A 13,190-nucleotide genomic window follows, 5' to 3' on the forward strand; every position below is an offset into this window, starting at 1 on the left:
AATATTAGGGGTTAAGGAGCGAAACGCTTGTTCTCAAGAACGCGGAAGTTGTAGAAATCATCCAGAGGAGGAGGGTTTCCGGCAGTCGCATAGTCCGGCAGCCGCGGATCTTCTGGATCAATTCGACGCTCAATCAAGGCGGACCCGCGATACTCACTGTTTACGAGGTCGACGTTCGGATTGAATTCATTGGCTTCACCCGATCGCGCTTTTCGAATGGATTGCGCCCGGTAATGCACTCTGAAAGTATTGCTCTTCGTGGTGATTTTGGCGTAGATATTGGCGTAGGGTCTTTCTCGGACGTTGTCGCCCGTGAGGGAGCGGGCCTCCCAAAAGAGCCCCATGGACCGGTAGCTGTAGTTGCCTCCAACCATGTTGTCGCTTCCATCGCTAGCTGGCGGCGTAGCGGCAGCGTTCACCGAAGAAGCGGGGTGTGTTCCCTCAACCTTTTTCGGGACCAAGTGCAACTCTGCGACCTGACTTGCCGAGCGCAGAAGACCTCTTGCGCCAGCTGGCAATGCCGTAGAGAAGTTAAACCGGTCGTCCAACTGTCCAAGCGTCGATGTGTTTGCAGAAAACGCTCCGGCCGCCTTCGAATCGATGTCGATATTCCGGTGCCAGAAGCGTTTTTTGGGTGCCGCATGCGTGTAGTAGGCGGTAGTGCTTCGGGCATCCAAATCGCTCCACTTTGCCTGCTGGTAATACTGGCCATAGCCATTTCCAAAAGCCACATACTGGTTGCCATCCGGCTTGACCTGAATGTTGGTCGCGTTGGCCGTTGGAAATGCCTGAAGCTCCTCCCCTTTCAGCACCGCATGCATACCAGTCGCCCGTCGGATGTAGGAATTGAAGGGAACCATCTGGTAGTTGATGTTCACCTTTCCTGCAGTCGAGAACGGTTCGCTGATGGCATAGGGTTCCACCACTGGCATCCAGAACAAATCCATGATGTAATGATCTGCCGGGTTAATTCCTTTGAAAGGAGTGTGAGCCGTGTTGGTATTGGCCCCACTGCCTCCGTAGTTGGGAGACCCAGGATGACTGGCCGCCGCACCACCACCAGACAGAACAGGTGGAACGTAAGGTCTAAACAACAGGGTTCTCCACGGATCGCCCGCTTTGACGCCAGTTGAGAGCGAGCCGAACATACCGGGTGAAGACACCATCCGATTTGGAGACATGAAGGATTCCCCAGACTCTTGACCACGCCACATTTCATCATAGTAGGCAGTCGGTGCACGAACCAGTCCGCCCGCACCGGTGGTGGAAGCCTTGGTGTCCATGCCCGTGTTGCCTTCATCAGGCTTGTTGATCCACGCGCCATCACGCAGACTGGGGACGCCATTGTCAAAATCGCCGTAACGTCTCGCAAGGTCCACCAACGAAGTCGCTGGCAGGTCCGGTCTTGCTGAACTGCGATAGCGGGCACCATAAACCAATTGGCGGTTGTAATTGATGGTAGAAGGCGCAAGTCCAAAATCATTCAGGTCAATCCCAGTTTCATAGTCGGAGACATATCTCATGAAACTGTGAGCATTGTAGACGGGCAAGGTTTCATTGGTTCCATTGATCGAATAACTCTTCTGCTTGCCGACACCGGGATGAAGTTCCCAATCATCCGCAGGAACGAACTTCTTGGCTGCAATCAGGCGGATATCCCCATGCTTTGGAACCATGCTCATGACAACGTCCTGACCAAACGGGCCTTGCACGTTAGGATTAAGGTAGCCACTGCCGCCAGCCCCCCCCGTCCTCGCTGCCGGGCTCCTAAGTGGAGCGCAAAATTGGCCATACTGGATGGATGAATCGGTAGGGTAGACCGTGCCATTGGCCGTGTGCGCCCAGGTGATGGTGTCAAATCTCGGAATCCCCCGGCGTGCACCGTGGCCGCTTCCCTTGGTAAAGAATCGCCCAAGTGTTCTCCCAAGTTCCACCCCGGCCTGCGTGTAGAGGTCGGCTGAGGAGTTGGCTGCTGGTATAACCAGGGGCTCTCCGGGATTGGGCAATTGTCCGGTCCAAGGGCTGGCCGGATTGTGCGCCATGCGACCGATCGCTCCACCATAGTGAAATGACCACCAACGTGGTGCCTCAATGCGCTCTTGAATATTGAGCTGACTGCCAGTGGTCCACTCCTCCCGGGGAGACGAAAGAACGACAAGCTCTGGGGTGGGCAATTGGGCGTTGGGGAATCGGATCTCGAAAGTTTGCACAATGTTTTCGTCACTCAAGTCGCGCCCTGCATAGACGTTGACCGTTATTGGTCCACCAGTGAACTGCATGGTATCCCCGACGATGGTAAAATAGTTGCTGACCAGGTCATAGTTGGAGGCACCATCATAAGTTTTGCCCGAGGATGACACCGATGCGTCATAGCTTGGATCATCCGGCATATCTCCCGAACGGATCACATGCCTGTTTTGAGTCAGGGCGGCCGGACCTACGCTGCCGCCAGCCTCACGATTGTGAGTGGTTCCCTGAAACAGCGATGCAGGTGCCCGCCATGTTCTTTTGGTGGTGAGGCCGGGTGTGTTGAACAACTGCACCGGGAATCCTGCAGTTCCACGGATCTGGAAGCTGGTCATGCCAGTAATGGAAATGCTCATGTCTGGAAAAATCCCAGGATAGCCGCTAGCTGGAACAGTCAGCTCAAAACTCAGCATGGCCTGCACCCGCTTGCGACCAGGCGACAGCGGCAGGTTTCGGGTTAACGTCATGTTCCAGTTCTGGGGTTTGTATCCAGGATGTTTGCTGTAGTGGCGCGGATCATTAACCGGAACGCCGGCCTGAGTTCCATATTGACTTGGAGCAGGATAAGGAGGGAAATTCGAATACCAACGGTCAATCATGGTGGCATTTGGATTCGCGGCTGGTGGAACTGGTTCAGGCACCATTTCCGGCTCGGCATGGGCTCCATTTGTAGGCAATCCCCGGTTGGTGATTTTAGTTGCCGTGCGACCTCCGCTGATATCCGCATCTTGCGTGCTTTTGGAGCCATCAGCGTTTCGTATGCGCCAACTCCCCTCATCTATGGATCCGTCAGCAGTGCAGATAAAGTGCAGGCCTACTTCGGATATGGTCGGAAAGCGACCGAACCCTCTGCTGGAGTGTCCTCCAATCGTTGTTTCAATTGGAACCACCTGACCGTGACCCGGCAATGCAGTATAACTGACCTGTTCTCTAAGGGTTGGCTGCGTAACACCGCCATCAGAGTAGTTCAGGTCGAGATTGTTGCTGGCTCGCGTAGAGGTGTAGGTTTTGGTTTGCGGTAGCAACTGGTCGCGCCGATCAAGAATCTGCCTCGCTGACAGTCCATTCATCCGATAAGGTGAACCCGGTTCGATCAGCTCATCCTTGCTCGGCGCAAGCGCTCCATCATACAAATTGGTGCATCTGATGTAGTCAAAGATTTGGGTGAGGATTTGCGCCGCATCACCATTTCTATATTTATCCGTGAAACTCGCCGCTGCCTGGCCCCCACTCGGAAAATCCCGGTCCATCAGTCCGTATAGGTAATTCAGCAGTCTTTGGTTGCGAGGTATATCCCTGACATCATTGACGGCGCTTGTTGCGTCGCCTCGACGGAAGAAATAGCTGTTTTCAGTGCCTCTGGATGACTGGAGAGTCCCACAGAAAGCCACCAGGTTGTCAAATACGGTCCGATATTCGGCGGCATTGCCACGCATGGGTCCAATGGTGCGTTCATTCGCCACAGGCCACATGGCTACTCGCGGGGTGCCGAAGATGGTTGTCTCAGGTGCCCGACTGTGCGCCGTCAAGAAGAAGCGCATACGCTCAAGTGACCTCGCCTCAATGGTATGATCACCAAAAAGCCTGACAGGAGCTCCGGGCGTGGAGTCCTGCGTAAGCCTCTCGGCCCCGGCCACCTGCTCAGAGAAAAGCAATTCATCAACAGACGCATACAGGCGCTCGTTGAGGGATTGCGAAACGTCCACCCGATACATTCTAGTCCCATCATATTTGGGATCACTTAGCGCCCAAAATGGAACGGTGGCACCTTTAGAGCCGCCGCTGTTGATTTTTGGCATGATGTCATAAATCCGCTCCTTGCGATCAAGAATATCGCTGAGCGCCGTTCCAGTTTTCCCGTATGAATTCATGTCCTTATTCGGAAACAGCACCGTGCTCAGAGCCACCGTGGCCGGATGTCCGGGATAACGTTGATACTCGAACCGGGTAGGCTGGTAGACCGCCCACTGATAATCCCTGTCATGATAAGAAATTGGCGGGGCCCAGAAAGTTGGCTCACCAGCCGTGTTGATGTTAAGTTTGGACGTTTCGTCATCTGTCCAAAATGCGATTCGACCGACGATGGGATTTGTCGCTGTAGCCGTCACTCCACCCGCGCCAACAAATGTGTAGGCACCGGTTCCAGTTGCTTCGGTCACATGCCCCAGGGTGCCATCCTTAAGCATGTAAAGCCATTGGACAGGCATTGGCAGTCGGGCATTTACATCCGTCACACTGGTCGCATCCACCACCCAATCGACAGTCGTTGTGTTGACTCTGGTTTCGTAGCTGAAGCCTTCAATATTAGAGCTGTCTGGAATACTGGTGCCGGTCGTCGTTCGCTCACTGCGCACGAATGCCCTCGGGTCAATAATCGGAAACACCACTTCCGCCTCTCCATCAGCATTTCTATCTGGCCGAATGACCGGTTCATTCAAATCCACCCACTTACCCGGTTTTTGCATCCATGCAGTATCCGGATGATCGGTTGTCATGTTTTGCTCGGAAGCGACCTCCACCATCATGTCGTCGCTGTATAGCTTGAATCCTTTCAAGAAAGCACCGTTGTTGCTGTATTTCCTAATCGCACCCGGTTGGGATGCCCAAATAGTCGCATCCCCGGCTCCAACCTCTTGCCGCGAACCCTCCCAAATCTGACCCATTGCAACGTTGATGGCGGTGTCGGACAAGTTTTTGGCAAACTCACCATCCGCATACTTTACTGAAGATCGCCGCTCCGTGTCCGAGATTGAGAGGATGGCCACTGCTAGCACCGTCAGGATGACCAACATGGAAATCACAGTCACTAGCGCAATACCACGCCGCCGACGTTTTGGCTTTCCGATTTCAGGTGTGTTCATAGAGATGTGGAAGCTGGGTGGACTGGTTTCTGAGTATTTAAGTTTCGAAATTGATATAAAATCCTTATTTTCTGATTACAATGTATTTTCACCTACTTGGTCAATACAATTATTCTTCATCGGCTTTTTTGGTGCCGTAAAGTTGATGCTCAACAGACTGTAGAGTTTTGCGGAGCTGATACTGCAGACGAAGGAAATCGTTGCGCCGCTTCAACCGTGTTACACATCTTCATCAATAAAACCTCCTAGGGAAGCGCCGCTGTATGGGCATTCTCTATTGCGTTTCGACACCGGTGTCCAAACCTGACCGACAACCTTGCGTGCAAAAAACGAGGGCTCCTCGGACTCGACATCGTAAATACCGATCTGCGTTCTGTCACAGTTGAGCGCACGATCAGCCACCAAATCACAATCGGGTCGATAGTGTTTACATTGTAAACACTAGCAACATCTCTTTGCTCTTACGACGTCGTGGTGTAAGCCATCTGTTGTTTGAGTGAAAAAGCACTGACGCTATCTGATCAATTGCAGTTGTCCGATGAACTGCGATACTAGCAGGCCAATTCTTTCCTCCCATGAGCACTGCTGCCATCTCCCCTACTCGCGCTGAAGACTTCCCTGAATGGTATCAACAAGTGGTCCGGGCGGCCGATTTGGCGGAGAACTCCGAAGTTCGCGGGTGCATGGTCATCAAACCCTGGGGCTACGGGCTCTGGGAGAACATGCAGAAGCAGCTCGACATCAAATTTAAGGCCACCGGGCATCAAAATGCCTATTTTCCCCTGCTGATTCCGCTCAGCTACCTCGAAAAAGAAGCCCAGCATGCGGAAGGATTTGCTACGGAATGCGCAGTGGTCACCCATCACCGGCTTGAAGCGGTGAAACAGGCGGATGGCACGGTCAAAATGATCCCCACAGGCGAATTGGCGGAACCTTTTGTCATCCGGCCCACCTCCGAGACCATCATCGGCGCGGCGTTTGCCCGCTGGGTGGAGAGCTATCGTGATCTCCCCCTGCTCATCAATCAATGGGCGAATGTGATGCGCTGGGAGATGCGTCCCCGTCTGTTTCTGCGGACCGCCGAGTTTCTCTGGCAGGAAGGGCATACCGCTCACGAAACAGCGGAAGAGGCAATCGCTGAAGCGGCTCTGATGCACGACGTCTACGAAGATTTCATGCGCAATCACCTCGCCATCCCGGTCATTCCTGGCGAAAAAAGCGAGCGCGAACGCTTTCCAGGCGCCTTGAACACGCTGACCGTCGAAGCCATGGTCCAGGACCGGAAGGCGATCCAAGCGGGGACTTCGCATTTTCTGGGGCAAAACTTCTCAAAAGCCGCCAACATTGAGTTCCTCGGACGCGACAACCAACGCCATTTTGCCTGGACCACCAGCTGGGGAGTCAGCACGCGCATGATCGGCACGTTGATCATGACCCACGGCGATGACGACGGTGTTATTTTGCCCCCACGTATCTCTCCTACGCAAATCGTGATCCTTCCGGTGACGCCAAAGCCTGACAGCCGCGAAGCCGTCATCGACGCCTGCGACGCGCTCGCCAAGACCTTGCGCACCATTCAATACATGGGCGAGCCCCTTCGGGTCCACGTTGACAAGCGCGACATGGCTGGCGGTGCCAAAAATTGGGATTGGATCAAAAAAGGCGTGCCTCTTCGCGTCGAGATTGGTCCACGCGACATCACCAACCGCAGCGTTGCCGTGGCACGTCGCGACAAAGGACCCAAGGAAAAAGAATTCATCGGCAAGGAAGAATTCATTCGCCGCGCCGACGACATTTTGGATGAAATCCAGAGCGTCCTCCTGCAACGCGCGACCGCGCTTCGCGACTCCAACACCAAAAAGATCGACAACGAAGCCGATTTTCGCGCGTTTTTCGGCACCTCAGGGGACAACGAAAGCAAAGGAGAGATCAGCGGCGGATTTGCCCTGGTCAACTGGGCCGGAACCAGCGAGGACGAGGAGCGCCTTCAAAAAGAGCTCAAAGTCACCATCCGATGCATTCCGAAAGGGGATCAATACGCCGAAGAAGGTGCCTGCTTTCTCACGGGAAAACCCAGCCATCGCCGCGTCATCTTCGCGAAAAGTTACTGACCAGTTGTGGCCCAGATGGATTTCCGTGGAACCCTCCACGGCGGATTCTCACGGCCTTGCAACCAACGGTGACTCCCTGACCAGGCAGCCATCTTTGTTCATCGGTGTCCATCTGTGGTTTATGAGTTCCCCTGCAAACGCGGGCCGCTCTCGTGCAGCCTTGCCAATCAAAGCTCAAGACTGACGCAACGCTTCGTTCACCTGCTTCACCGCCCGACCCACATCTTCCGCCTGTAACAACGCGGACACAATCACCACCCGCCTGGCCCCCGCTGCCAGCACCTCGGGCAGCGTCTGCAAATTCACCCCACCAATACAAAACACCGGCACCTCGGCAAAACCCTCCACTTCGGCGATGTCGCCAAGGCCAATCGGCACATAATCAGGTTTGGTTCCCGTGGCATACAGGGGTCCAAAGCCAATGTAGTCCGCTTTTTCCTCCATCGCCGCCCTTGCCTGAGCCACGCTGTGCGTCGACCTTCCCACAAAACAATTCCCCCCCACCACGCGGCGCACCTCGGCCAGATCCCCATCCTCCTGACCCACATGAACCCCGTCACTGCCTACCGAGGCTGCCACGGAAGGATGATCGTTGATCACCAAAGGCACCCCACCATCGCGCGTCACCTTCAGCAACTCCCCCCCAATCCGTTCTACGTCAGCGAGTTCAACCCCCTTGGCACGAAGCTGTAAAACATCCACCCCGCCTTCGACCAACTTCCGCCCCATCATCACCATGTCCTCCAAGCGCACATAACCTGCGTCCACAATCCCATAAAGCCGACATTCCGAAATGGATTTCATCCCTCTGACCAAAAGCACAAAGCCCATTCACACAAGGCCTGAATTCACTTCCCATCCGAAATCAATCTGTCGGCAAAGCCATTTGCCCCTTGCAACAGGCCGTCTACCGTCCACCATCCCGAATCAGTAAAAGTAACGAAAAGCATCTCTTCATGAGCGAACCAACCCTACTCATCCTCGCAGCCGGAATGGGCAGCCGATACGGCGGCCTCAAACAACTTGATCCCATGGGACCCCACGGCGAAACCGTGCTGGACTATTCTGTGTTCGACGCCCTGCGCGGTGGTTTCAAAAAAGTCGTGTTTGTGATCCGGCGTGACTTCGAAGAAGAATTCAAGAGCAAAGTCGGCAGCAAATTCGACCAAAAAGTCACGGTCGAATACGCCTTCCAAAGCCTCGACGACCTTCCTGCTGGCTTCACCGTCCCCGAAGGCCGCGTCAAACCTTGGGGAACCACCCAGGCCGTGCTCGCCGCCGAATCAAAAATCGACGGCCCTTTTGCCATGATCAACGCCGACGATTTTTACGGTCGCGACGCCTTTGCGAAACTCGCCGCCAATCTCGGCACGCTCCATCCCAAGGACGGCAAGACGCAATACTCCATGGTTGGCTTTCAGCTGAGAAAAACCCTTTCCGAACACGGCAGCGTGTCCCGTGGCGTCTGCACCAGCAAAGACGGCAAACTCACCACGGTCACTGAAATGACCAAAATCTTCAAAACCCCCACCGGTGCGAGCAACCAGGAAGATCCGCAAAATCCGGTCGAACTTTCCGGCGACGAACTCGTCAGCATGAACTTCTGGGGTTTTACCACCGACCTTTTCCCCCAGCTTCATATCGCCTTTGAAGACTTCCTCAAGCAACACGGTGAAGACCCCAAATCCGAGAGCTACATTCCCAAAGTGGTCGACGCACTGATCCAATCCGGTCAAGCCGAAGTCGAAGTGCTTGAAACCACCAGTTCATGGTTTGGTATTACCTATCCCGAAGACAAAAACGTGGTGGTCGAGAGCATCAAACAGCTCACCGACAACGGCGAATATCCAAGTCCTCTCTGGGCCTAGTCGTCCATCCATGGATATTTTGAAGGCACGGTGGATATCCGCCGTGCCTTTTTTGTGTTCGCAGGTCGCAGTAACCTCCGACGGCGCTAAGACACTTTCTTCGCCGTCACAAAAGGCGCACTTAAATACACAGGCTCCAGCACCTGCGCCGTCAACCTCCCCTTCTCCCCCTCACCCAACTTCCGCCCCAGCCTCGCCAACGACAAAGCTGACGGTCTCGCCAACTCTACCCCCTCAAGACCGCCGGGCACCTTGCTTTCAAAACTGAACCAAGGCACCTCGCTCAACTCAGCCCGCTTCGCCCGAAACTCAGCCTCCGGCACCGACTCAATTTCGCCCACCATCGCTCCATCCACCACCCTCGCCCAGTAAAAGAGACCCCGCCGCGCATCGCCGCACATCACAAAACTTGCCTTGTCCGAGCCCGACACCGGGGCCAGCAAACTGGAAATCCCCACCACCGGCACCCCGCGCGACCAGGCCAATCCCTGCGCTGCCGCAATGCCAATTCGCACCCCCGTGTAAGAGCCGGGTCCCGTTCCCACCACGATCAACCCCAGATCATCGCCTGCCGCCTCCAACGCTTCTCTCAACGGCGAAAACATCTGCGCGTTGTGCGATCGCTCCGATTCAAAACCTGCCACCAGCAGCGTCTCACCACCGCGCACCACCGCCACTTCGCCACGCGCCGTGGAAGTATCCATCGCTAAAACACAAGATCCCATTCCCATAAAAAGTCCCCCTGCCATACCCCATTAACACTCCGGCGTCATCCCTCTTTCCTTGTGCCGACCACCACTTCGCGACTGCCATCTTCACGGATCGAAAACTCAAACCACTTTGTCCCCTCCGGCAGCAAATCCGCAAACCGGTCCGCCCACTCCACCACCACCACGCCGCCGGCATCCAGATAATCGTCCCAACCAATGCCGATCACCTCGCCTGGCTGATCCAGACGATAAAAATCAAAATGGAACACCGGCAGCCGCCCGTCATCATACTCATGCACCAAGGTAAAAGTCGGACTGCTCACCTGCGCCTTTGATCCCATCCCCGCCACGATCCCCTTCACGGCATGCGTTTTCCCCGCCCCCAAATTTCCCACCAGCGCCACCACCTCCCCCGCCACCAGCGAACCCGCCAGCGACTCGCCCCACGCAACCGTCTCTTCAACCGAACGAAAAATCATGAGCTGAAATGATCCCAACCTCCCGATGATTTCTCAAGCGGCATCTTGTCTGTCCCCTTAAAAAACTTGCCGATACAAGTCAGCTCCAATTCCGGAAACCGTTCCCGCCAGGCCTCCTCAAGCCGCATCTGCCTACGCGGCGACACTGCAAGCAGCAGCTCGTAGTCCTCCCCGTCATTCAATGCTTCGTCCACCGAACACCCTTCGTTCACCGGCAACCGCTCTTCGTCAAGCACACATCCCAATCCGCCCGATACCCGTCCCATCCTCGGCAAATCTTTCGCCAGCCCATCGCTCAAATCCATCATCGCATGCGGTTTGAAGTTCTCCGCCAGCCACCGACCCTGCTCCGCTCTCGGCTCAAAAGTCAAATGATGACCGCGAATCGATCCCCCCAGCCGACCCGTCACATAAATGGCATCCCCCGCCTTCGCTCCATCCCGGCGCACACAAAATCGCGGCCTCACCCGTCCGGTCAGCGCCACCGAAATCATCACTACCGGACCACTCGTCGTCTCGCCACCCACCACACTCACGCCAAAACGCTCCGCGCATCGCTTCAACCCCGCATAAAGCCCCTCGACATAAGCCACCTCGCAAGTCTTCGGCACCATCAGAGTCACCAACGCAAACAACGGTGCCCCTCCCATCGCTCCAATATCACTCACCACCCGCGCCATCGCCTTCCAGCCCACTTTTTCGGAATCCGTCTCCTGCAAAAAATGCACCCCCTCCACCACCGCGTCGGTCTTCAACAAGTTCCACCAATCACTCCCTGACGCCTTCACCACCGCGCAATCATCCCCCGGCCCGATCACCACTCCGTCACCTGTCCACAAACCGTCCGTCACGCGCCCTATCAACGCATCCTCACCAATTTCCATCACCGTCTCACTCGTCATACCTCAATTTCAAATCATAAATCATATATCATAAATCCAAAGCCCCTCATTCCCCTCCCATCATGATCATTCGCACCACATTGAACCCGTTAAAAATCATGTGCATGAAGATCGGCACCAGCAAACTTCCCGTCGCTTCATAAGCCACCGCAAACCCCACTCCCAACAAAAACAGCGGCAGCAAACTGCCCACATGATTGTGCACCGTCGCAAACAACAACGCCGTCAGCAACACCGCAAACCAGCGCTCCGTGAACCGCTTCGTCACCCCGTAAAGAAACCCCCGAAAAATCAATTCCTCCGTCAACGGTGCCACCAGAACTGCTGCAATCACCACCAACCCGCGCATCATCCAGCCGTCCATTTTGCGGAACATTTCCACCACCTCCTGCGGACTCTCATCCGGCAGCTGTCCCCCCAGTGCCACTGCATACACCGCCGCCACGATCAACGCCATCACCACCACCACGCCTACTATCCAAACCGCCGCCAGACCAAACGCCGACTTCACCGAAATCGACCGCAGCCCAAACATCTCCGTCGGATTCATCCCCCGCAACACCGACATGTAAGCCACCAGCATCAGCCCCAGCAGCAGGAAAAACATCGACCCCACAAACATCCCTATCGCAAACGATTCCATCTCCATCGTCTCTTCCGGCCCCCTCGCCGAAGCCGAAACCATCCAGCCAAACAACGCCACCAATCCCAGCGCCACCGCCGCATCCGGAATCCCATAAGGCCTCGCCAGCACATTGCCATCCCCGATCCAACTGATACCCGTGCGCACCCCGACCCACGTGTAGATCACCAGCGCCATCGACAGTGCCAGCGCCGCGATCAGCAGCACATCCAACAAAACAGCCTGGGTCAGTTCCGGCGACATAAGTCAGTCAACCCAGCAGTCTGGGACAATAAATTCAACTCAAACAGACAACACCACTCTCCACATTAAGGAGCCATGTGCGAAGGCAGCAGATACATCCGTCCTGCCTCCAACCTCGGCAACAGCCGTTCGCTCACATCCAGGGTGATGGTATTAGATTGTCCCCGCGCCTGCGCCGATCCCAACCCACCGAAAATCTGCAGGAACGACGGCGAACTCTCATACCTCACCACCATTGCATCAGGAGCCTGCCCCAGTTCCTTCGCCACCCGATACGCGTCCTCAATGTATCCCAGTTCATCCACCAGCTTGCTCTCCAGCGCCTCCTTGCCCGTCACCACCCGACCGTCCGCCACCGTGCTCTTCAATACATTCACATCCACCTTGCGCGCCTCCGCCACGATCCCCACAAACTTGTCATACATCTGCATCACCAGATTCTGCACATAGGCTTTTTCGTCATCGCGCATCGGCCTCGATCCACTCAGCGAATCCTTAAAATTGCCACTCACAAAAGTCAGACTCTCCAGCCCCACTTTTCCAAACGCCTGACTGTAGTTCAACGTCTGAATAATGACGCCAATGCTCCCCGTCAACGTCGTCTCATTCGCCACCACCCGCGTCGCTCCGCAGCTAAGGTAGTAACCGCCCGACGTCGCCATCGAATCCATATACACCACCACCGGCTTCACCTTTGCCGCCTCCTTCACCGCATGATAAATCGTATCGGAAGCCGTCACCTCACCCCCGGGCGTATTCACCTTCAACACGATCGCCTTCACCGAGACATCCGCCACCGCCTGATCCAGCGCCCGTCGCACCGCCCCTGGCGTCAATCCCGCGCTGCCAAACATCCCGTCCTCGCTGGAGCTGGTGATGATCCCATCCAGATCAAGCTGCACAATCTTGTCCTTGGTATTGAACTCCCCCTCCTTCTCCAACTTTTCGCTGAACTTCTCTTTTGGCATGACAAACCCAGGAGTCGATCCCCCCAATCCAGCCGCCGAAGCAAACTGCAAAAAGTTCACGCCCATACTCACCAGTAAAATAAATACCAGCAGCACCACCAGACATCCGAGGCCCTTGTTTTTCATGTTGGAACAAACCTTAAGCTGCACGCCTGAGA

General features: G+C 55.4%; 9 protein-coding genes. 2 read left to right on the forward strand and 7 right to left on the reverse strand.

Features of this window, described 5'->3' with window-relative positions; all coding sequences use genetic code 11:
• Window positions 1–11: 11 nt before the first annotated feature.
• Complete coding sequence (vccA, locus tag FEM03_RS04080) at window positions 12–5,108, reverse strand: Verru_Chthon cassette protein A (RefSeq protein WP_138084915.1); 5,097 nt, start codon at window positions 5,106–5,108, stop codon at window positions 12–14.
• Between the two features lie 575 nt (window positions 5,109–5,683).
• On the opposite strand from vccA, the gene proS reads away from it, so the two are divergent.
• Window positions 5,684–7,219, forward strand: a complete 1,536-nt coding sequence (gene proS / locus FEM03_RS04085) for a proline--tRNA ligase (protein WP_138084916.1) — start codon at window positions 5,684–5,686, stop codon at window positions 7,217–7,219.
• Window positions 7,220–7,393: 174 nt separating this feature from the next.
• Here proS and thiE read toward each other — a convergent pair whose 3' ends face one another.
• Complete coding sequence (gene thiE, locus FEM03_RS04090; protein ID WP_138084917.1) at window positions 7,394–8,023, reverse strand: thiamine phosphate synthase; 630 nt, start codon at window positions 8,021–8,023, stop codon at window positions 7,394–7,396.
• A 152-nt stretch (window positions 8,024–8,175) separates the two neighbouring features.
• On the opposite strand from thiE, the gene FEM03_RS04095 reads away from it, so the two are divergent.
• Complete coding sequence (locus FEM03_RS04095) at window positions 8,176–9,087, forward strand: nucleotidyltransferase family protein (protein WP_138084918.1); 912 nt, start codon at window positions 8,176–8,178, stop codon at window positions 9,085–9,087.
• Between the two features lie 86 nt (window positions 9,088–9,173).
• Here FEM03_RS04095 and tsaB read toward each other — a convergent pair whose 3' ends face one another.
• The 5 genes from tsaB to sppA all read right to left on the reverse strand — a co-directional run bounded on the left by tsaB (window position 9,174) and on the right by sppA (window position 13,158).
• The gene (gene tsaB, locus FEM03_RS04100) at window positions 9,174–9,791 is read right to left on the reverse strand and encodes a tRNA (adenosine(37)-N6)-threonylcarbamoyltransferase complex dimerization subunit type 1 TsaB (RefSeq protein WP_166442614.1); all 618 of its coding nucleotides are present in this window, start codon (window positions 9,789–9,791) and stop codon (window positions 9,174–9,176) included.
• Between the two features lie 65 nt (window positions 9,792–9,856).
• A complete protein-coding gene (gene tsaE / locus FEM03_RS04105) occupies window positions 9,857–10,276 on the reverse strand; it encodes a tRNA (adenosine(37)-N6)-threonylcarbamoyltransferase complex ATPase subunit type 1 TsaE (RefSeq protein WP_138084920.1) in 420 nt (139 codons plus the stop codon).
• Complete coding sequence (locus FEM03_RS04110; RefSeq protein WP_138084921.1) at window positions 10,273–11,178, reverse strand: thiamine-phosphate kinase; 906 nt, start codon at window positions 11,176–11,178, stop codon at window positions 10,273–10,275. The genes tsaE and FEM03_RS04110 overlap by 4 nt, the downstream gene beginning before the upstream one ends.
• Before the next feature lie 46 nt (window positions 11,179–11,224).
• Complete coding sequence (locus FEM03_RS25515) at window positions 11,225–12,064, reverse strand: CPBP family intramembrane glutamic endopeptidase (protein ID WP_138084922.1); 840 nt, start codon at window positions 12,062–12,064, stop codon at window positions 11,225–11,227.
• 65 nt (window positions 12,065–12,129) lie between these two features.
• Entirely contained in the window at window positions 12,130–13,158 is a 1,029-nt protein-coding gene (gene sppA / locus FEM03_RS04120; protein ID WP_138084923.1) for a signal peptide peptidase SppA, read from the reverse strand.
• Window positions 13,159–13,190 lie beyond the last annotated feature (32 nt).

Origin of the sequence: Phragmitibacter flavus, assembly GCF_005780165.1 — a bacterium.
Taxonomy (GTDB): Bacteria; Verrucomicrobiota; Verrucomicrobiia; order Verrucomicrobiales; family Verrucomicrobiaceae; genus Phragmitibacter; species Phragmitibacter flavus.